The following is a 20,862-nucleotide window of genomic DNA, read 5'->3' on the forward strand; positions in this document are numbered from 1 at the left end:
GCTAATGCGCCGCAGGCCCATCCGTAAGCCGCAGATTGCTCCGCGTTTCTTGGCTCCCCCATGCGAAGAAGCCACCTATCCGGTATTAGCTACCGTTTCCGGTAGTTATCCCGGTCTTCCGGGCAGGTTGCCTACGTGTTACTCACCCGTCCGCCGCTCCGGATAATTCCCCGAAGGAAACCATCCAGCGCTCGACTTGCATGTATTAGGCACGCCGCCAGCGTTCGTCCTGAGCCAGGATCAAACTCTCCAATAAATTTTGCCCCAAAAAGTGACCCGATAGCTCCGAAGCTTATTCCGATTCCTTTTCGGGGACCCCGATCAAAATCGAGGATTGGATGCTGATTCAGCTCATTGCTTTGACTTGCTTCAAGTCGCACAAACACTTGCTCGTTGTTCAGTTTTCAAAGGACAAGTTATCTTGCTTGTCCGAGCCGCTCTCACGGCCGGAGCTCTAACTTAGCACAATTGTCGCTCGCAATCAAGCCGATCAGGATCGCTCCAACAACCGAAGGCAGGCTCTCTTGAGCCCTGACGTTTCTCCCGCCTCTCCGGCAGGAACCCTACTATAGCACATCTCTCGTTCGTTTGCAAGAGGCTCGTCCATCCAAAAATAAGGATTCCCCTTAAACTCAGACGTTATAACCTGTTGTGCCGAACTTGGTGTCTATCAAATTGTATCGCCATCTGAAAGAGACAGCTCGACTAATATATCACGGTTTCGCATGGAATGCAACCCTTCTGCAAAATCTTGATGGTGCTGTGAGCATGTCGCAGTGTAACTGTTCTGAGATGCTTGGGCGGCTCTATCTCTCACGACTGGCTCCGGCCTGTCCGCGAATAAACCTTCCCCCGTTACCGCATGATAAAAGAGCGCCTTAGACATTTCAGCGAAAACCTCAGGGTTCATTCTCCTTCACCAGAATGAACGCCAGGAAGCGAACCTGACGTTCAGCCGATGCGAATTCCGTCCTCCACCCAAATATTCGTAGCCGACTTATACTTTTCGATCCTGCAGTGGGTTTTTTTCTGATGCGGCCAGCACTTTATACACCATTAATAGATATATCCTATTAAATTTATTACTTTTATATATTTCAATAATGAATGCACTAATTTTACAATGAGCGACAAAGGAGGAGGACAGTATGGACGTATCGGCAAAAAAGCTTTTTGACGCCAATGCAAGTCAGTACGACCGGGAAAGAAAACATTTGATTCCTTGCTTCGACGATTTTTACGGGATAGCGCTGTCCCTGGTGCAGAGCGAAAAATCCCGCCCCTGCATTCTTGATTTGGGAGCCGGCACCGGATTATTTTCCAGCCTGGTGCTTCACAAGTATCCCGAGGCGCAGCTGACGCTCATCGATTTCAGCGAAGCGATGCTGGAGAAAGCGCAGCAACGGTTCCGAGGGATGAACAATGTCAGCTACATTATCGCGGACTACTCCGATTACTCGTTTGAGTCAACGTACGATATCGTCATTTCGTCCCTGTCGATTCATCATTTGACCCATGAGGCCAAGCAGCGCTTATTCGTCAAAATATATCGGCTGCTGCGAGCCGGAGGCCTGTTCGTCAACGCGGACCAAGTGGCGGGAAATCACCCGCAGAACGACCAATATTACCGACAGCGCTGGCTGGAAGCCATTCATCGCAGCGGCCTCCCCCAAGAAGCGATCAAAGCGTCTGTGGAAAGAAGAAAACTGAATATTAACGCGCGTGTGGGTGATCAGATCCGCTGGATGGAGCAGGCAGGCTTTCAGGAAGCCGACTGCATGTACAAATATTTCGATTTCGCCGTGTTCTTCGGAAGGAAACAAGAGGAGTAGAGAAGACGCAAAAATGGTGCTGCCGGGCGGTTTCCCGCCCGTTTATCCGGGACGGCTTGTCCAATGCGCCGGGCGGGTCAGCGATTGCGGAAGCCGCGTCGCCGCATCCCCCTTGGCCGAATTGACCTGGGATTGCGTGAGGAAAATCGCGCCGGTAAGATCGGCTCCGCTCAAATCGGTATCCCGCAAGTCCGCACCGATCAGATCGGCTGCCCGCAGATCGGCCCCTCTTAAGTCGGCGGCTATCAAATACGCCCCCCGCAGGTTGGCCCCTCTGAGATCGGCTCCTTTCAGCTTGGCGCCAATCAGATCTGCGCCGCGGCTGCAGGCTTTTCGGCGGCCGCCAGATCCTTTCAGCGCGCGAACGGCTTGCTCCCGCGTCAGCTCGCTGGCTTGCAGCAGCAGCTTGTTCACCTCGGCCCGGTGGGCGGCGATGTTCAGCTTCAGAAGGGCGTCCGGTTCAAGACCGGTAAGCCGTTCGGTTTCGTCAAGCATGGCGTGCAGCTCCTTGCGAATCGGCCGGGCCGGCTCCAGCGTCAGCGACTCGTGCAAATACCAAAGCAGCTCATGCAGCTGCCGCATGATCGGAAATACGTCAAACATTTGCTGCGCAGATGCGGGGTTCCGTCTCCAGTCGCGCCCGCCGTAGGTCGTTTGGGACACCTTCTGCCCCGCGCCGAAGCAGTCATACACGGTGCAGCCGCGAAACCCCTGCTGCCTCAGGCTGTCGTGAATCCCGCAGCGAAAGTCGAGCCGCAGGTTGGCGCAGGGCTTGCCCGCTTCTTTATCGACGGCGAAATCGGCCGTCGCCGCGAAAGGCAGCGCGACACAGCACAAGCCGAAGCAGCGCTCGCAGTCAGCCTGCAGCGCCGGACGGCCGAAGGCGGGGGAGCCCCCTGCATCATTGGTTAGCATGGTTTATCACCTCATCTCCGTTCCGCTTTCGCCGCGGTGTTCCCCTGTCGTTCTATCGAAAAGGCAAGTCGTGCAATACCAGGTTCTTTTATCCCGAGAATAATGAATCCTATCACTTATTATTGCAGTTAATTTTCATGCTGTAAATGGAAGCCATTATGACGATGAAAGCGCAAAAAGGCGGGGCATCCGCCCTCGCCTCAGCTAAACCGTTATTTACCAGGTTGTCGCTTGTCCAATCATGCGCTTCTCCTCCAGCGCCCAAACCTTGATTGCCTCAGCCACGCCTTCCCCGTAAGAGGCGCGGCATATGTAATCGGTCGCCTGCTTCAACGATTCCGCACTGTTGGCTACGGCAGCGCCAATTCCGGCCTCCTGCAGCATCGACAGATCGTTCTATCTGATTGCCGATCGCCATCGTTTCGTGCCACTTCACGCCAAGCATGCCGGCCACCTTCCGGAGCGCTGCGCCCTTGCCGGCCCGAATGGAGACGAGCTCCAAATAATCGCTCTCGGACTGCACAGCCGCGACCGCCCGCCCGAGCCGGGAGCACCAGCGCTCCCAGACGCCGAGCGACGTCCGGACGTCTCCTAGCAAAATGACCTTCTCCAGCGTTCCTTGCGCCCAGACGTCCTCTTCCAGCGCAACGACTCGGCAAGCAATCTCTTCCTTATGCTCGAACTGGTCGATGGCCGCCGTTCGGCGAAATACCTCGATCGAATCGCCGCGAAATTGCAGCACGTTCAGCCCCGCTTCGGCCGCGTCCCGCAGCAATCCGGCCAAACCGCATGCGTCAATGCCGTGGAATTCGGCCGGTTTGCCCTTCACCGCGATGACCGCCGTTGCACGGAATGACCGGCAGCTCGATGCCAAGCCGCTCAATCGTCCTGCGCGCCGTAAGGAGCGGCCGTCCCGTAGCGATGGTGAAATAGCCCCCTCGGAGCTGAAAGCGGTGAATGACGCCAAGCACGGCTTCCCGAAGCTGATGGTCAGGCGACAGCAGCAGCGTGCCGTCCAGATCGCTTACAATGAGTTTGATTCCGCTCATGACAGCCTTCTCCCGTTATTCTGCTGCCTGCCATGCACTGGCGCGGCTGCTGTAATGATGCGAAAATGCGCTGTTCATTACCTCAATGAACATCACCTCGCAGAAGCAAACAAAAAAGACGTAAAAAAACGACCAAAAGCAACTGCTTCCCATCCATAAAATCGCTTGGCAAACAGTATGCGCTTTGGGGTTTTCTCTACGTCTCCACCCGTCGCATGAGGTTATGAATTTGTTATTACCAGAACTGTTTATCGCCGATCGATACGTAATCCGCGCCGCTTGCCAGCGCTGTGCGGATTTCTTCCTCGGTCCGGATCAACCCGCCTACGATCAATGGCTGTCCGATGCGCTGCTTCAAATCCCGGATGACGCGGGGCATCAGACCCGGCATCAGCTCCACTTCGTCCGGTCTAGCCTGGCCGATCATCTTCACCGCCGTTTCCACTGCCGCCGTATCGATGGCGAATATGCGCTGAATCGAACGGATACCGGCTTGACGCGCCGCCGCAATGGCGCCGCTTTTCGTGGATACGATGCCTTGAATATGGAACGTTCGCGCCAAATAAAGAACAGAAGAACTGTCCCGGCCAATCCCGTCGACCATCTCCAGATGTATATAGACCTGTTTGCCCGTCTCCTGAAACTGGCGAACGATGTCAGCGAGGCTCAGAATATTCCCGGTCATCAAATTCACGCGCTCGACCTTGCTTTTCAGCGCCGCTTCGATTTGCTCAGGCCTAGTGACGGAAGCGATGAGCGGCAATGCGCGTTGTGCCGAATCAGCCATGGATGCCCCTCCTTCTCCTGTTATCCTAGCGCCTGACTGTTAACTTCAAATTAAGAGATTGTAAAGGCTATGTAAGTTTTGCACTTGGCTCTTTCGGGTTTCCTATTTATCAATTAATTGTTTGGAAAATATAACCTATGCTCGCATTGTAGCAGACAGTATTCAATCAGGAGCAGAGCCATATGAATAAAATTCTTATTAGCGGAATTGTATCTAGCGGCAAGACCACCCTCGCCAAGCGGTTGTCTGAAGCGGTATCTTATGATGTGGATTGCATTCACGATCTTTTGGATATCAAGAGTTCGGGACTGGGTTCGGGAAGGCAGATTCTAGTAGGAGAATCCAGAAATAACGTGTATAGATGATGCAACCGTAAAACGGACGGACGCCGGAGCCGTTGTTTTGGCGAAAATCAACCTTTTTGACATGTGACGGACTTTGCACCATGAACCCGGGGTTGGAATGTGACAGGCATTCAGCTCACATTAACCTGCTCTACTAGCAACGGAACTTGCGAAGCGTATGCCAACTGGTCGGCTTCGTTTGATGAAAATCGGGTTACGCCTTTCCCTTGACGGCCCTGCAATAACGAAATGGACCTGTCAAAGGACAGGTCCAAAAGCATTCCCATTCAAGTATCCATACGGATGTCGTCCCACGCTTCATCCCGGTAGCCGATCATCCAGAACAGCGCTCTGCGCCGCTCCATCACGACGCTTTCGTTCAGGCCGGCCGCAGGCTCTCTTCCCTGAATCCGGTCGTTGACGCAGGCCCAGTGCAGACGGTAGATTTTGTCGGCCTCATCCAAAATGCTCTCTGGTTGCCGCAACGTCGTTTGATCCAAAAACTTCGCAAAGCTGTCGCAGCTGGACACCGCTTGAATGGCGAACTCGCAGTCGCATGTATGGTCCGGAAAATCAAGCGAATCCAGCAGCCCGAGCGCCCAGAGGAGCGCCCAATACGCTTCGTACTGCCAGGCAATGTTAATGGCCGCCTGGCGGGAAGGCTCTTCTTGCGCCAGCAAATCCCGCTCATCGCCGGTCAATTCATCCGCGACTCCGAATTTGTCCAGCAGGTCGGCCACAAAAGCTTTCGAGGCCGGCAAATCTCCTTCCTGGGCGACGTCGCACGCATACTGGATGACGATCAGCAGGGCGACTGCCCGGCGGGCGATCTCTTCCCTTGACCTAACCTTCAGCTCGCTTAACGGAGGCAACTCGGGCAAGCTTTCGAGATACGGAACCTGCTTCTCCTTAAGATAGGCGAGGCTTGTTTCTTTGCGCTGCCAGCCCTCCGGAGTGGTACGATCCTCCCCCCGGATCTTTCGCGTGCAGGCTCGCGGGCTGAAATCCGCAGCGTCGGACGTTCCGTCGGGATAGACGATGACCCGCCCGTCCCGGTCCAGCAGCGTACCGTCCTGGATAAAGCCGATGCCGTCTATCTTTCCGGCCAGTTCCACAAAACGGTTCCAATCCTCTTGTCCGTAATCCTTCTCCGTTTCGATCGCCAGCATCGTATTCAGCACGGAAATTTGGATCAACACGCGGCGCTGCAAATCGTCATCCTCGAAAGGGATGCGCTGATAAAAACCCATCATCCCCGGAATATTGCTTGCAAAATAATCCGGATCGGAATCCTCCGAGACCACGCGAATCGTGATTTTGTTATTTTTGAACCAGCCCTTCGGCTGAACTGTGAACAACGTTTCGTCGGGGCCCGAGGCAGCTACTTTATAACCTTCCCGGAACACCTCGCGGACCAACCCTCCGATATCCCGGGTATCGTTGCGCGATGCGAATATCGTAAAATAAGGCAAAATGAATGCTCCTCCTTCAGAAGACGAACCATCTTGTTTAGCGTGTGAACGGTTTTTGCTCTCCAACAGCCGCTCGAAGCAGCGTTCTACGGAAAAGCCGGCGAGATGTCTTAAAAAAAGCAGAGCGGTGCCGCTGCCTGATAACTCCGTTGCTTAAGCCCGGCAAAGTCGGTTACCAGTTATTGCAACTGCACCGGGCAATTATCGCAGAGCCTGTATCTCATGATCCGTCCCCCGCATCATTCGAGAGTCTACTACTATGCCGCCGATCCGGCTGGCATGCAAAATGGGGCGGCTAAACCGCCCCGGCCAATTCGACGCTTCAAAACTCAGTCGAAATCGTACCTCTGCTCGCGCCACGGATCGCCGTACATGTGATAGCCGTTGCGCTCCCAAAATCCCGGCTTGTCCTTCGCCATAAACTCGATGCCGCGCAGCCATTTGGCGCTTTTCCAGAAATACAGATGGGGAACGACCGCCCGGACGGGATAGCCGTGCTCCGGCGTGAGCAGTTCTCCGTTATGTTTAATGGCGAGAAACGTCGTCTCCCGCATGAAATCTTCCAGCGGCAGATTGGTCGTCCAGCCCTGCTCCGCATGAAGCATGACATATCGGGCTTCCGGCTTCAGCCTGACGCGCTCCAGCAGCGTGGACACCGCCACCCCTTCCCAGACGTTATCCAGCTTGGACCAGGTGGTAACGCAATGAATATCGTTGCGGAATTCCCGCCGCGGCAAAGCCATGAACTCGCTGTAGCTTAAGGTCACCTCTTCTTCGACAAGGCCGAAGAGGCGCAAATCCCACTTGCTCATATCCCGGTAGTAAGGCACGTCGCCGTAATGGAGCACGGGAAAGCCCTGCGTTAACGTTTGTCCCGGCGGCACCCTATCCTTGGTCAATTCCGTCATGAATGTACCTCCTCATTCAGGAACCGCTGCCGCGTGACGAGCATGATACGGTCGGCAGTCCCATTCCGTATGTTATGATTATACCCCATCAGCCGCGCAATTCTGCCATCACCGCCTGTTCCGTCTTATCCGGCTCCGCAGGCAGCAGCACCATCACGGTAGTGCCGACGCCGACCTCGCTCTCGATTTCGACGCGCCCTCCGTGGTGTTCGACGATTTTTTGGCTGACCATCATGCCGAGCCCGGTCCCCGTCTCTTTCGTCGTAAAGAACGGCTCACCGATCTGCCGCAGCTTTTCCTCCGGAATGCCGCAGCCCTGGTCGATCAGCCGCACAATGGCCGTCTGCTCCGGGGCCCGCTCCGTTTCGATGCGGATCGTCCCGCCGTCCGGCATCGCTTCGACGGCATTTTTGATAAAATTGATGAACACCTGCTTCAGCTGGTTCGCATCGCAGCGAACGGCAATGCGGCCAGACAGCGGGACGAGCTTGAGCTCGATGCCTTGCAGATGGGCCTCCGCCCCCATCAATGTCACGACGTCCTCCAGCAAATGCGCAAGATCGACTTCCCGGAGCAGCGCGTCCTGCGGCTTGGCGAGCATGAGCAGCTCGCTGACGATCATTTCGATTCGCTCCAGCTCCTCCCTCATGATCGGCAAATATTTGTCTGCATATTGCGAGGAGTGGGCCATCAGCTGCACGAAGCCCTTGAGCGCCGTCAGCGGATTGCGAATCTCGTGGGCGATGCCCGCGGCAAGCTGCCCGGCGATTGACAGCTTTTCGGATTTGCGCAGGAGCTCGTCTTTTTTCTTCTGGTCGGTAATATCCTTGGCCATAATGTAATAGCCGATCATCCGCTTGCTGACATAGATCGGGGCGGGGGTCACAAGCAGTTCGACGGTATGTCCCAGCTTATGGCGAATGCGCAGCTCGGCGCTCGCCGTAAGTTCGCTGCGGACAGCCGTCCGGAACAGCCCGTTCGTCCTCTCGAGATCCTCCTCGTGGATCAGCCCCGAGTAATGAATGCCGATCAGCTCCTCGGCGGAGTAGCCGGAGATTCTCTCGGCCGCAGGGTTCACCGAGGTGACGATGCCTTCCAGACTGATCGAAACGATAGCGTCCATATTGTATTTCTTCAACGAATTATACCGGTCTACGCTTTCCTCCAGCATCATCGTAATCCACTTGTGGGAGGTGATGTCCTGAACGGTGCCGTTCAGCTTCACGGGCCGACCCACCCGATTCAAGCTCGCTTCGCCCTGGATGCGGACATATTTGCCCATGCCTTCCTGCGGGAGCACCCGGCACTCGCACTGAAACTCCCCTTTCTCCAGCGCTTCTTCCCAGCCGCGGCGAAACGCGTCCCGATCGTCCGGATGGATGAACGGGAGCAAGTGCTGCTCGAACGAAGGGCGGAAGCCGACCGGATCGACGCCGAAAATACGGTACATCTCGTCGGACCATACCAGACTTCGCTCCTCCGCATCCCATTCCCAGCTTCCGATTGAGGCGATCCGCTGGGCTTGAGCCAGATTGTTCTCGCTCCTGCGCAGCGCCTGCTCGGCATGATGGCGTTCGGTAATGTCGCGGCTGATGCCGATGTACCGCTTGACGCCGTCCCATTCGCCGCGGGTGCTGTTGATCGTCGTCTCGAACCAGACGAAATGGCCGTCCCGATGACGAAAACGGTGGCTAACCGCTTTAAATTCCTGCTGAAAGCCGGACATCATCCACTCGACTTCATCCGGATGGTACAGATGCTGGATGGGCCTGCCGATCAGCGACTCCGGCTCGTAGCCGAGCAGCGCCTCGACCGCCGGCGAGATGTAGTGGCAAATTCCGTTTTCGGAGCTGTAGAAAATAATATCCTGGGAATGGCTCGCAATCAGCGAGTACATCGCCCGCGCCTCCAGCATCTGATCCTCCGCATGCTTGCGGTCGGTAATGTCGATGATATGCGCAGCAATATACTGCGGCTTGCCCGCTTCGTCCGAAACGAGCGAGACTTGCAAAGACACCCAGACCGGGTGGCCTTGCTTGTGAATATATCGCTTCTCAAACTGTACAGAAGGCACCGCGCCTGAAAGCAATCTTTGCAGATGAAACTCGTTCAATTCCACATCCGCAGGGTACGTAATATCCCGGAAGTTTGCGCCCAGCAATTCTTCTTCGGAATAACCGAGCATGCGGCTGACCGCCGGATTCACTTGCAGGAATTCGCCATTAGGCGAAACGATCGAAATGCCGATGGGAGCGTAGTCGAAACTGATTTCGTATAAGCTTTTGCGCTTCATCTTGAACTGGCACCTCCTGTACCAAAGCTTCCGCAGCAAGCCCGCTCCCGTTACCCAAGACCGAGATGCCGGCATCCGCGCGCCTTGCTCCGGTCCAAGCAGCGGCCGCAGATTGACAGCTGTGCAGATCCGCGGCCGGCCGAATTATGTATGCTCCTTGCACAACCAACAAGCCAGCGGCGCGTCATGGCGCCGCTCTTCGCCTCGTCCCGTTCCTCCCGCAACCGGGGGCAAAGCCTGTATCCAGACGCCCCAGGGGGCTGACGGCAAAGCGGCCGAAGCGCGGCCCGCCTGCATTAAGCTTGCCGCCCCGCAGCTGCGAGACGCCGCGCCGCTGCCGACAGCCGTGAAGCTTCCTTAAATCCCGAGGTACGCCAGCGGCTAGGCGTAAGCCATTGCCGCTTTCTGTATCGTCGCCTGCATCGGAAGATGGTACGGGCATTTCTCCTCGCAGAGTGGCTTCTCCTTACAGGGCTCGTAATCCGCACAGGAGGTAATTTTCTCCTTCATCCGTTCATAAAATCCTTGGCCCTTCGGCAGCAGGCCGAGCGTATCGCGCACGCGGCTGGAGATCATCACGTCGGGAATAGCGATCCCCAGCGGGCAGCTGCAATAGTTGCAGCGGCGGCAGTTATGGCCGCCCAGCTCCTCTGCGAGCAGCTCCAGCCCGCGCTTCTCTTCCTCTCCGACCTCGGTTTCCTGCGCCGCAATGTTTTGCTTGACTTCCTCGACGCTGACCATGCCGGAAATCGTCACATGCACGTCCTGGCTGTAAGGATATCGAAGCGCCTTCTCCACCGGCTGTATAAAGCCGCCGGACAAAGGCTTCATCGCAACCTTGCCCAGATTCAGCCTCGTGCATTCCGGAATCAGCTCCTGCAGCGCGAAGGGCTGAGCCAGGTTCAGGTGAAACAGCACCTGATCGAACTGACCCTTGCCGATCCAGCGTGCCAGCAGCTCGGGCCGATGGCCGGTAATGCCGATGAAGCGCACATAGCCCTTCTCCTTCATCTCCAGCGCAGCCTTGTATGCTCCGTCCTCGGCCATCGCCGCCTGAAACTCATGCACATGGTTGACGTAATGAATTTGCAGCAGGTCAATCACATCGGTCTTCATCCGCTGCAGACTGCGTTCGATCTCTTCCTTCGCTGACTTGTAGTCCCGCTTGTTCGTCTTGGTGGCCAAAAAATATTCCGACCGCCGATGAGCAATCGATTCCCCGATAATCTCTTCGCTGTTGCGATAGCCCGCCGCGGTATCGATATAATTGATGCCTTGGTCGAGTGCGTAGTTCAGCGCATCGCGCGCCTGCTCCAGGGGCACTCCCGGAAGATTCATCGCCCCGAAACCAAGAGAGGATACCTTGTATCCCGTTTTGCCAAACGTCGTGTACCGCATGTCTGCCGCCTCCCCATGCATATGATTAAGGTTATGAAATATTCATCGAATGGATCATTGCTAATGCTGCTCTCTTTCCGCCATAGCGGGGAAGCGAATGCCTTTTACGGGCAAAGCTTCCGAAGATTTCCGACGGCATTTTGCTCCTTTACCATTTTAACACAGGTTGGCCGCCCGGCACAGAACAAACCGGGCGATTTTCCACTTCCAGCAAGGCATTTACCGCGAAAGAACGCAAAAAAACGAAAAATGCGGCAACTGCTGGCCGCATTCTTCAGCGAACGGTCGGATAGGTCAATCAACGTTAAGCCGCAGCCGCTTCGATCCCATCGCGAGATCCCGACTTGCCGTCATGGCCGCCGCGGGGCGCATCATTCGGATTGCTCCAAGTTCCGCCGTTTCGCCACGGGCTCTCCGGGCCGCCTCCGCGTTCGTCGCGCTCGCCTGCTTTGCGGCCGGACTCGCCGCTTTGGCTATCGCCGTTTTTCCCGCCCATCTTCTCGTCTTTCCTGTCGTCTTGCTTCTTATCGTCATGATGTTGCCCGCCCTGGTCCTCCTTAGCGCGGTTGCCGACATTCCTTATGCCGGAATCGGAATGATCCTGACGGCCGTTCGGATTCAGCTTGCTCTCCTTGCCGCGGCGCTCCTTGTCGCTCTGATCCGATTCGCCGGGCTTGCGGCTTTGCTGCCCGTTATTATGAACTTCCTTGTCCGTTTCCCGGCGCTCTTCATTCGCACTTTTCTTCGCCAGTCCCGGCGGGCTCGCCTCGCTGCGCTTCTGCCATTGTCCGAACAGGCTCGCCTCGTTTCGCTTCCGCTCTTCCTTCTGCTGTCTTTCCTCTTCCTTGCTCTTCTCCTGGTCTTTCTTGCTCCCCGCTTTGCCATCGCGGCTGTCCGACCAGATGCCGGCGATGTCGGCGGCATCGCCAAAGGCGGCAGGACGCAGGGCGCCGGGGAAGACGATCCCGGGCTTCGGTTCGGAAGAACCGCCGCGGTCTTGCCGCCATGCGGATGGAGTCGACGCCGGCCGGCCTTTGCGGTCGCTGCCGTTATTGTCGCCGTCTTTCGAACCCTCACTGCCCCTGCCGTCATTGTTCCTAGCGTTCCCGCTCCGGGATTTGTCGTCCTCCGTGGCGCCCGGCTGCCCGTTGCCGCCCGGGGCGGCGCCGCTCGCCTCCGACCCGGCTGCCGCCGAATCGGAGGAATTGTCGGAGCTCGTATTATGCAATTCGCCTTTCTGGTCGACTCCATCCTTCTGATTGTTTCCTTCCGAACCGCCGTTTTGCCCGTCCGGATTTTCTGTTTGACCGTCGGTGGGGTTCTTCGGATTGCCTGAGGAATCTCCGGCAAATACGCCGAGACGGCCGTTCTTCTCTTCCTCCACCCACTGCCTGATCTGATCCTTGGTCGGCGTCTTGTCCGGCATAATCAGCTTGGCGATTTCCGGCTTATTCTTGGTCAGCTGAAGCACCGACGTCTGCTTGATCTCGTCGAGCGTCACTTGCGCTCCGTTGGATTTGGCCGTTAAATAGACGGAATACTTGCCCATGGACACGCCGTTTTGCTTCGCCGCTTCGCGAACCTCCTGCGGCGCCGCGAAGACGGCCACCTGATACGCGGCCGCACGCTCAGGATGGGTCTCTTGAATATGCTCGCTCACCGTCTGCTTGACCTTCTCGGCGATCAGCAAGTCGCTGAAATGCTCGCTTTCCTCAAGAACCGTGCTGGCAATCACGATCTCGGCCTCCCCTTGGGAGAGCACTCCGTGCTCGGCCTGGTCCAGCAGCTCCTCCGTCACGTCCTCCAGCGTCTTGCCCTTGAAATGGACGGACTGAACCAGCCGGCTGCCGTCTTCGTTCAATCCTTTCAGCTCCAGTACGGTCTCGCGAGCATCGATGCCCATCTCGACGCTCGGATTGATGTCCATCGAAATGTAAGCGACAACATCCGAGCTGTACAGCTTGCCGTTTAAGCTGGCGAACAGCACCATCCCGAACACGACAGCTGCCACCAATGCCGATTTGCCGGCAGCGGATGGAGTCCTCCAGCGAAAACGCGGCTCGGCATATTCTATCTCTTCGCCGATTTCGCATTCGCGTTTTCTGCGCGGCAAGCGGTCGAATGTGCCGTCCGGCCTCATGACAATAATGCTTTTTTTCGTCATTTCCATGACAATCCCTTTATTCATGCGCGTGTCCCCCCCTTCTCATATATCGTCATTCCTTAATCTGTAAATAATCTTTAAGATAAGGATAAGGCCCATAATAAATTAGCGCAACCGCTATGATAAACTTGCGGTTTCTTTCCAACGTTTTGCGCGAAACGTCGACCTGCCCGAGCAGCTCCTTGATCGGCAGCATCCGCTTGGTCAGCATAATGCCGATCAGCTCCGGGTCGGCTGACAGTTTCTTCGCGATGGCGAACAGCGTTTGCCGCGAATCGTCGTGCTTCGGCGACGCGTCCACCAGATCGGAGAACTGAATGCCGAACTCCTGGAGGCTCCGGTTTAAATCCGTAATCTCGCTCCTCCTTTCTTCGATATCTTTTTGCGTCTCATACCTTTCGATCGCCTGGTGGATTTCGACCGGGTTGACGACATTGTCCTCCTCGTCCTCCACATCGAACGTGCTGTAAGGAATTTGCTGCGCGAAGCGCTGCTCCTTGCGCACATAGTCGATCAGCCTGCGGCGGATCACCTGCTCGGCGAAGCCGAGAAACGAACGTCCCGCCTGAGACGAATATTGATTGATCGCTTCGTTGAAAGCCCCGAGCGCAATGCTGAATTCGTCGTCCCGCGCCGGGTCAACATAACGTTTGCAGAATCGGCTCGTTACCTTCGCCACATACGGCTGATAATCCGTGATGAACTGGTTGCGAAGGCGTAAATCACCCTCCTGTATTTGAATCACAATTTGTTCAGGCGTCTGCGATTCTAAGGATTCCGGGTGGTGAGTCTGACGTTTACCTAGAAACTTCCTGAATAAAACGAGCAGCAATCGCTCCACCTCACACTACAATTTTCGCTGCGGCCAAATCGATTGCGGGGGCCGGTATGCCCCGGGTACCCTGCTTTTTGTTCATGATCGTCTTCATACGCAAAAAAGTCCCTTTCCGGCTTTCTTCGACCTAGAGCGGGGCAACTGGCCGCCGGCCTGCAGCCCACAAGCGGGCCGCATTTCCCCGATTGCGACAGCCTGCCTGCTTCCGCTGCCCTAGGTCCCGGAACGCTCCGTCAGGGACGATGAATAAGATCATGCCATGTGCCTTCCGACAAGATGCCTGCAGCGAAAGCTCAGCCGCGCAGCGTCTTTCTGTTTTTCATTTTCGTACGCCGCGCGCTCAGAACGTTCAGACGCTTCTTCAGCTGCGCTTCCCATTCCGCATCGCCGATGTCCTTGGCGATCGTCAGCAAATCGAGCGCCATGTCAATCTGGCTGCGTACGATATCGAGCGGATCTTCCTCCTCGTGATTCACGCAATTCTCGAACATTTCGCTTGCCTTACCATGTTCAACATAATCGCTAAAATCGACCTCGGACGCTCCGTCGCCGTGAGCGTACTCGGCCAATATCTCGTATTCATTCTCAACCTGATGGTGTACCTCCACCCGGTGACAAACGGGGCAGAAAAGCAGAGGCACGTTATGAATTTGCGTACGGATATGTCTGAGTGTTCCTTTCGTCCCAATCATGCTGGCACCGCAGCAAAAGCTCATCGGTCTCGCCTCCCGTGATTAAACATTGGTCCCTGCTCGAACATTTGGCGGCGATCGCCGGCAAGATTTCAAGCGGACCGAAGGTGACGGCCGACGACGAATCCATTCGTCATCGGTTGTCTAGCCATACATTATACATGAATCGGTTACGATTTGTCCTGTACGGCTCTTCCCTTCCGGCGTCGGCCGAGACGTTCAGGACGCTGCAGCATGGTTGCTCGTTGTCGTCTTATACGCCTGGAAACGGTTAAAAGTTGCGCCACAGGCCGCTTTTTCTCATTCGACCCGGATCGGCAAATTCCCTTTTTTTTCGTCCCGAAAAGCGGTATGTAAATGTTACCATCTACCCGAACCTGTCTTATTCGGCCGTCGAAAGAGCCGATATTTGCCACATGGACGCATTCTAAACGGCGCCTTGAAAGCATATATGTGTGGTATCGACGAAAAATCCGTTGCCGGTGGCCCGCACGATCATTCGCGCCAACGGATTTTTTGCTTCCGACTTCGCAGACAAAGGAGAGATGAGCGTCTATGCAGCTGATGCCGATCGGCTCGAAGCAAATCGCGTATATCGGGTACGACGAGCGGTCCTCGCAAATGCATATTTTGTACCATACGGGGCAGGTCCGCACCTATAGCGGCATTCCTCCGGAGCAATTCCAGTCGCTGCTGGCTTCTTCCAACGCATACGACATGCTCGTGCGGCTGGCGGATGCGCAGACGGCGGAAGCGGCGGAAGCAGCGGAAGCGTCAGAAGCGATGCCCACGGTCGCCGCAGCCGCGCATCCCGCTGCATCCCGGACGTAGCGGGCGAATCCGGCGCAGCCCCTGCACCGGCTAGCCTCCGATTCACCCGGAGCTTCGCCTGACGCGAGCAGCGGTTGGGCCAAACCCGGCCGCAGCCATCGCAGCTTCATAGAACAGGCGCGCTTTAGCCGCTCTCGTGGCGGCGCATACCGGGCGGGCAGCCCGCTCGCCGTTTTCGGGGAGGAAAAGCCGAGGAAATAAACCGTCTCGATGCGGGGATAAGGAGGTGGGAGGATTGCCTAGACCGCTAGTTATCGGCAACGGCAAGTTTTTGATCAATCTGGACCGCTCAACATGCATTCGCGATTTGTACTATCCTTACGTCGGTCAGCTCAACCACGTCGGAGGTTACCCGTGTCGCATCGGCGTATGGGTGGATGGCGCCTTCTCCTGGCTGGCGGAGCCGGAATGGAGCTTTCAGGCATCCTATATCCGCGATTCGCTCGTCACCGAAGTCATCGCATCGCACTATCATCTGGGGATTACCTTGACCATCAACGATGGCGTCCATCAGCGCGAAGATATTTATTTGAAGAGAATCCGCGCCCACAACCATTGGGAGACGGTGCGCGAGCTGCGCCTCTTTTTCAATCAGGATTTGCTCATTAACGAAACCGAGGTCGGCGATACCGCCGCCTATTATCCGCTGAACCATACGATTTTTCATTATAAAAAAGACCGCTACTTCATGTTTAACGGCCTGGCCGGCAGCGAAGGGCTTGATCAATACACGACCGGGATCAAGCGGTTCTACAATGCCGAAGGCACTTGGCGCGACGCGGAGGACGGACACTTGTCGGGCAATCCGATCGCCCAGGGCTCGGTCGACAGCACGGTCAGCCTGCGCGTTCATTTGCCGCCAAATACGAGCGAGACGCTGTATTACTGGATGACGGCAGGCAAAAACCTGGAGGAAGTCAAGAAGCTGGACAATTACGTGAAGGAGAGCCATCCCGGCAAGCTGCTGGACAGGGTGCAAATTTATTGGCAGCGCTGGGTCAACAAAGAAAATATGGCGTTCGCCGATCTGAACGACGACTGCGTGCGCCTGTATAAGCAAAGCCTGCTCATCGTGCGGACGCAGACGGATGTGAACGGCGCCATCATCGCCGCCAACGATTCCGACATCATGCAGTCCAACCGCGATCATTACAGCTATATGTGGCCGCGGGACGGGGCGTTGATCGCCTACGCCATGTCGCTGGCCGGCTATCAGGGCATGATCGAGCCGTTCTTTCAATTTTGCGCCGATGCGCTCTCGCCGGAAGGGTATCTGCATCATAAATACAACCCCGACGGCACGGTCGGCTCCAGCTGGCACCCGTACGTCAGCGGCGGCGAGCTGCAGCTGCCGATCCAGGAGGACGAGACCGCGCTCGTGCTGTTCGCGCTGTGGCAAAGCTATCTCCGGCACGGCGATATCGAGCTGGCCCAATCGCTATACCAGACGCTCATCCGCAGGGCCGCGCGATTCCTGCACAGATACATCGAAGCGGAGCTGAATTTGCCCAAGCCCAGCTATGATTTGTGGGAGGAACGCTGCGGCATCTATACGTTCACTGCGGCGGCGGTGTACGGCGGCCTGGTTGCGGCGGCAGGCTTCTGCAATCTGTTCGGCGACGAGGAACGATCGAGCCGATACCGCCATACAGCCGAGCGGATTAAATCCGGCATTCTGAAGCATCTGTGGGATGAAGAGGAAGGGCGCTTCATTCGCGGGCTGTACCGGGCCAACGGCGTCTGGATCAAGGACAAAACGCTGGAGAGCAGCGTATACGGCATCTTCGAATTCGGCGTCCTGCCGGCTGATGACGAACGCGTCGTCCGGACGATGCAGGCGAACCGGGCCGGGCTTGCGGTCAAGACGAGCGTCGGCGGCATCGCCCGGTACGAGCAGGACTTCTACTTCCAGCGTTCCACCGATATCGCCACAGTGCCCGGCAATCCGTGGATCATCTGCACGCTGTGGATTGCCGAATGGGAGATCGCTTGCGCCAAGACGCTCGCCGACCTCGAATCACCGCGGCGCACGCTGGAATGGGTCGTCAGCCACGCGATGGAAAGCGGCATTTTGCCCGAGCAGCTCGATCCGTTCAACGGCAGCCCCGTCTCCGTCGCGCCGCTCACCTGGTCGCATGCGACCTACGTGCTTACGGTCGTTAAATATGCAGAAAAGTATCAGGCGCTGGCCGGAGCGCAAGGCTAAAGTCCCGGCCTGCGCTGACCGGATGAGGGGCCGAATCCGCGCCCCGCTCCGGAAACGGGCGCTTGAAGCCGCCAAGCGTCAGCTTGTTTGCGATCCCATCGGCAGCGATCCCGGGCAAGAGGCGCCTGTTCCGCCGCCGATATGCAAAAAAACGGCCTCATGCGGGCCGCTTCATTCCTGCGCGTAGGTTTGCTTGTATTTGTCGCTGTCCCAGAGCCGCTCCAGCTCCTTGCCGTCGCTCAGCTCGACCGCGATCATCCAGCCTTGCCCGTACGGCGACATATTGATCTCCCCGGGATTGCTGGCCAGTTGGCGGTTGACGCTCACGACCTTGCCGGATACCGGCGCATACATCTCGGTGACGGTCTTCACCGATTCCATGCTGCCGAAGGGCTCGCCGGCCTGCAGCTCGTCTCCCTCCTCGGGAAGCTCGACGAAGACGATCGTGCCGAATTCCATCTGGGCGAAATCCGTCACCCCGATAACGGCGCGATTGCCTTCCACACGAACCCACTCATGATTCTCGCTGTATAACAGCTCGCTTGGCACTTCCATCCCTGGGCTGTTCTCCTTTCCAAATGCACGGTGCATCTCCAAATTCACGGGCGCCCCCCGCCAATATGGCGAAGTGCGTGCAATATGTAAAAACCCTCAAGCCTGCCGCAAGGACAGGCTGAGGGGCGGTTGAATCGATATAAGCCGGATTACTTCGCAACCAGGTGCTTGTCGCCTTTCTTCCAGCCGATCGGGCACAGGCCGCCGGATTGCAGAGCTTCGAGCACGCGGAGCGTTTCTTCCACGCTGCGTCCCACGTTGTTGTGGTGCACGACTTGGTACTGCAGCTCGCCTTCCGGGTTGATGATGAACAGGCCGCGCAGCGCGATGCCTTCTTCCTCAATCAGGACACCATAATCGCGGGCTACCGTCTTCGTGATGTCGGAAGCCAGCGGGAAGTTCAGCTTGCCAAGACCGTTCTGGTCAACCGGCGTATTGATCCAGGCGCGGTGGGAATGGATGCTGTCCGTAGATACGCCCAGCACTTCGCAGTTTCTTTCTTTGAATTCGCTGTAAGCTTCGCTCAGAGCGGTAATTTCCGTCGGGCATACGAAGGTAAAGTCCAGCGGATAGAAGAACAGCACGAGCCATTTGCCTTTGTAATCGGACAAAGAAACTTTGCCGAATTCCTGACCGTCGCCCAGCGCGGTTTGCATGGTGAAATCCGGTGCCGGTTTGCCTACCAAACGTTCTGTCATGGTTAAAATTCCTCCTTATTATTGTGAAAATAGACGCCTATGACGAGCGATTCTTTCGTCATCGGTCGTCACCTGCGGTACTCGAAAATTCAACGTGTGGATGCCGCTGAATTTTCAAGGGGGACGCCTATGACGAGCGATTCTTTCGTCATCGGTCGCCGTTTGCTATGGATGAAAACCGCCGCTCATTACCGGCAATTTTCCAGAAAACCTAGCTATTGCTTACATTTTTCATGGTAACATTCGCCCAAAACAAAGTCAAGATTATAATAATTATTTTTTTATAATTAATATTAATTGTAACATTTTAGACAAAACCGTGCAAAGCTCATTAAAAAACTCCCAGGAAAGGTTAGCGTTCCGCTCCCGGGAGTCGTTCCAATGCTGTATTATTTGCGGATCGCTGCAACAATCAAATCGCCCATAGCCTGCGTGCCGATCGCCTTGCTCTTGTCTACGGCAATATCGGCCGTCCGATGGCCGGCATCCAGCACTTCCTTCACGGCCCGCTCGATTGCCTCCGCCGCGTCGTGGTAACCGAAGGTCAGGCGGAACATCAGCGCTACGGACAAAATCGTTGCGATCGGATTGGCAATGCCTTGCCCGGCAATGTCCGGAGCGGAGCCGTGCACCGGCTCGTACAGGCCGAATGCCCCTTCGCCGAGCGAAGCCGAGGACAGCATTCCGATGGAACCGGTCAGCATGGCCGCTTCGTCGCTCAGGATATCGCCGAACATGTTCTCCGTCACGATGACGTCGAAGCTCGCCGGACGGCGCAGAAGCTGCATCGCGCAGTTGTCGACGAGCACATGCTCAAGCTCGACATCCGGGTATTCCGGAGCGATGCGGTTCACGGTCTCTCGCCACAGGCGGGACGTCTCCAGCACGTTCGCTTTGTCGACGGAAGCCAGTTTCTTGCGGCGGGTGCGGGCGATCTCGAACGCCTGGCGCACGATGCGCTCCACTTCTTTCACATTGTACACGCAGGTGTCGACGGCTTCCTCGCCGTTAGCCGATTCGCGGCGCAATTTCTCGCCGAAGTAGATGCCCCCGGTCAGCTCGCGCACCACGATCAGGTCCGTGCCTTCCAGCACTTCCGGCTTCAGCGTCGAAGCGTCCTTCAGGCAATCGAAGATGACGGCCGGGCGAATGTTCGAGAACAGGCCGAGCGCCTTGCGAATGCCGAGCAGGCCCGTCTCCGGACGAAGCTCCTTCGGATTGTTGTCCCATTTCGGACCGCCTACGGCGCCAAGCAGCACCGCATCGGCGCGCTTACACATCTCCAGCGTATCCTCAGGCAGCGGGGTGCCTTTCTCATCGATGGCGATGCCGCCGAACAGACCGTGCTCGAATTCGAACCGGTAGCCGAACAGCTCCTCCGTCTTGTTCATTACTTTGATCGCTTCGCCGACAACCTCGGGGCCGATGCCGTCCCCGGCGATGACGGCAATCTTCTTCACGTCTGCCATGTCGCTATTCTCCTCCATACTATCGCCGAAACCGCGCCTTGGCCTCAAAGCCCGCGGCACAGGTTGCAGCTAGTTCGCTATTTCTTTTGTAACATATTTGTACCCTATTGACAAAGATATAAAATCTATCATCTTGATAGGAATAGACTATAGCAATTCCGCCGCCGGACGGCGATTGCGGCTGCTTGCGGATTCGCTCTTTTCACTTTCGGCTCGGCCTGTCCGGGCCCGGCCAAAGCGATGCAGCAAGCGACCGGTATGCGCAGGCTTGTCGTACAATATTTTACCATCTTTCCGCACGGCTGTCTTGAAGAAATAATCGTTGTTTTCATGGCTACGAAGGAATACAATGTTTTTTATGAACATATTTCTCGGCGCTTCCTGCATGTTTGGAACTCGTCCAAAAGGAGTCTT

General features: G+C 56.4%; 19 protein-coding genes, 1 rRNA gene and 1 pseudogene. 4 read left to right on the top strand and 17 right to left on the bottom strand.

Annotation, left to right across the window (positions count from 1 at the left end; all coding sequences use genetic code 11):
• A 16S ribosomal RNA gene (locus F591_RS0119240) occupies window positions 1–256 on the bottom strand; the annotation flags it as partial.
• Window positions 257–1,148: 892 nt separating this feature from the next.
• Between F591_RS0119240 and F591_RS0119250 the strand changes: the two genes are divergently transcribed.
• Window positions 1,149–1,832 (top strand): class I SAM-dependent methyltransferase, encoded by a 684-nt coding sequence (locus tag F591_RS0119250; RefSeq protein ID WP_019536251.1) that lies wholly within the window; start codon window positions 1,149–1,151, stop codon window positions 1,830–1,832.
• A gap of 42 nt (window positions 1,833–1,874) precedes the next feature.
• Here F591_RS0119250 and F591_RS0119255 read toward each other — a convergent pair whose 3' ends face one another.
• The 5 genes and pseudogenes from F591_RS0119255 to F591_RS0119270 form a co-directional block, all read right to left on the bottom strand.
• Window positions 1,875–2,747 (bottom strand): pentapeptide repeat-containing protein, encoded by an 873-nt coding sequence (locus F591_RS0119255; RefSeq protein WP_019536252.1) that lies wholly within the window; start codon window positions 2,745–2,747, stop codon window positions 1,875–1,877.
• Between the two features lie 216 nt (window positions 2,748–2,963).
• Complete coding sequence (locus F591_RS33620) at window positions 2,964–3,131, bottom strand: HAD hydrolase family protein (RefSeq protein ID WP_083935559.1); 168 nt, start codon at window positions 3,129–3,131, stop codon at window positions 2,964–2,966.
• 76 nt (window positions 3,132–3,207) lie between these two features.
• A pseudogene (locus F591_RS31600) lies at window positions 3,208–3,576 on the bottom strand (hypothetical protein); the annotation flags it as partial.
• Window positions 3,542–3,796, bottom strand: a complete 255-nt coding sequence (locus F591_RS0119265) for an HAD family hydrolase (RefSeq protein ID WP_019536254.1) — start codon at window positions 3,794–3,796, stop codon at window positions 3,542–3,544. The gene F591_RS0119265 and the pseudogene F591_RS31600, both read right to left, overlap by 35 nt.
• Window positions 3,797–4,031: 235 nt before the next feature.
• The gene (locus F591_RS0119270) at window positions 4,032–4,583 is read right to left on the bottom strand and encodes a glycerol-3-phosphate responsive antiterminator (RefSeq protein ID WP_019536255.1); all 552 of its coding nucleotides are present in this window, start codon (window positions 4,581–4,583) and stop codon (window positions 4,032–4,034) included.
• A gap of 182 nt (window positions 4,584–4,765) precedes the next feature.
• Here F591_RS0119270 and F591_RS0119275 point away from each other — a divergent pair, with 182 nt between their 5' ends.
• A complete protein-coding gene (locus tag F591_RS0119275; protein WP_019536256.1) occupies window positions 4,766–4,948 on the top strand; it encodes a hypothetical protein in 183 nt (60 codons plus the stop codon).
• A gap of 266 nt (window positions 4,949–5,214) precedes the next feature.
• Here the strand turns inward: F591_RS0119275 and F591_RS0119280 are convergent, their stop codons facing one another.
• From F591_RS0119280 to F591_RS0119315, 7 genes are all read right to left on the bottom strand, one after another.
• On the bottom strand, window positions 5,215–6,399 hold the full coding sequence (locus tag F591_RS0119280) for a DUF4272 domain-containing protein (RefSeq protein WP_019536257.1): 1,185 nt from the start codon (window positions 6,397–6,399) through the stop codon (window positions 5,215–5,217).
• A gap of 329 nt (window positions 6,400–6,728) precedes the next feature.
• Complete coding sequence (locus tag F591_RS0119285) at window positions 6,729–7,307, bottom strand: sulfite oxidase-like oxidoreductase (RefSeq protein ID WP_019536258.1); 579 nt, start codon at window positions 7,305–7,307, stop codon at window positions 6,729–6,731.
• Between the two features lie 88 nt (window positions 7,308–7,395).
• Complete coding sequence (locus F591_RS28510; protein WP_019536259.1) at window positions 7,396–9,600, bottom strand: PAS domain-containing protein; 2,205 nt, start codon at window positions 9,598–9,600, stop codon at window positions 7,396–7,398.
• A gap of 381 nt (window positions 9,601–9,981) precedes the next feature.
• The gene (locus F591_RS0119300; protein ID WP_019536261.1) at window positions 9,982–10,998 is read right to left on the bottom strand and encodes an aldo/keto reductase; all 1,017 of its coding nucleotides are present in this window, start codon (window positions 10,996–10,998) and stop codon (window positions 9,982–9,984) included.
• A 304-nt stretch (window positions 10,999–11,302) separates the two neighbouring features.
• The gene (locus F591_RS29690; protein WP_019536262.1) at window positions 11,303–13,186 is read right to left on the bottom strand and encodes an anti-sigma-I factor RsgI family protein; all 1,884 of its coding nucleotides are present in this window, start codon (window positions 13,184–13,186) and stop codon (window positions 11,303–11,305) included.
• A gap of 28 nt (window positions 13,187–13,214) precedes the next feature.
• Window positions 13,215–13,994 (bottom strand): RNA polymerase sigma factor SigI, encoded by a 780-nt coding sequence (gene sigI, locus F591_RS0119310; protein ID WP_026326739.1) that lies wholly within the window; start codon window positions 13,992–13,994, stop codon window positions 13,215–13,217.
• 296 nt (window positions 13,995–14,290) lie between these two features.
• Window positions 14,291–14,713: a hypothetical protein gene (locus F591_RS0119315; protein WP_026326740.1), complete on the bottom strand. Its 423-nt coding sequence runs from the start codon at window positions 14,711–14,713 to the stop codon at window positions 14,291–14,293.
• Window positions 14,714–15,244: 531 nt separating this feature from the next.
• On the opposite strand from F591_RS0119315, the gene F591_RS28520 reads away from it, so the two are divergent.
• Together F591_RS28520 and F591_RS0119325 are read left to right on the top strand one after the other, a co-directional pair.
• Window positions 15,245–15,520, top strand: coding sequence for a KTSC domain-containing protein (locus F591_RS28520; RefSeq protein ID WP_019536265.1), 276 nt, complete (start codon window positions 15,245–15,247; stop codon window positions 15,518–15,520).
• Between the two features lie 235 nt (window positions 15,521–15,755).
• Entirely contained in the window at window positions 15,756–17,726 is a 1,971-nt protein-coding gene (locus F591_RS0119325; protein ID WP_019536266.1) for a glycoside hydrolase family 15 protein, read from the top strand.
• Between the two features lie 171 nt (window positions 17,727–17,897).
• Here F591_RS0119325 and gcvH read toward each other — a convergent pair whose 3' ends face one another.
• From gcvH to F591_RS0119355, 4 genes are all read right to left on the bottom strand, one after another.
• Complete coding sequence (gcvH, locus tag F591_RS0119330) at window positions 17,898–18,281, bottom strand: glycine cleavage system protein GcvH (RefSeq protein WP_019536267.1); 384 nt, start codon at window positions 18,279–18,281, stop codon at window positions 17,898–17,900.
• A gap of 149 nt (window positions 18,282–18,430) precedes the next feature.
• A complete protein-coding gene (locus tag F591_RS28525) occupies window positions 18,431–18,979 on the bottom strand; it encodes a peroxiredoxin (protein WP_019536268.1) in 549 nt (182 codons plus the stop codon).
• A 389-nt stretch (window positions 18,980–19,368) separates the two neighbouring features.
• Window positions 19,369–20,448: a 3-isopropylmalate dehydrogenase gene (gene leuB, locus F591_RS0119350; RefSeq protein ID WP_019536269.1), complete on the bottom strand. Its 1,080-nt coding sequence runs from the start codon at window positions 20,446–20,448 to the stop codon at window positions 19,369–19,371.
• A gap of 147 nt (window positions 20,449–20,595) precedes the next feature.
• On the bottom strand, window positions 20,596–20,835 hold the full coding sequence (locus tag F591_RS0119355) for a hypothetical protein (RefSeq protein WP_019536270.1): 240 nt from the start codon (window positions 20,833–20,835) through the stop codon (window positions 20,596–20,598).
• Window positions 20,836–20,862 lie beyond the last annotated feature (27 nt).

Source organism: Paenibacillus ginsengihumi DSM 21568, assembly GCF_000380965.1.
Lineage (GTDB): Bacteria > Bacillota > Bacilli > Paenibacillales > NBRC-103111 > Paenibacillus_G > Paenibacillus_G ginsengihumi.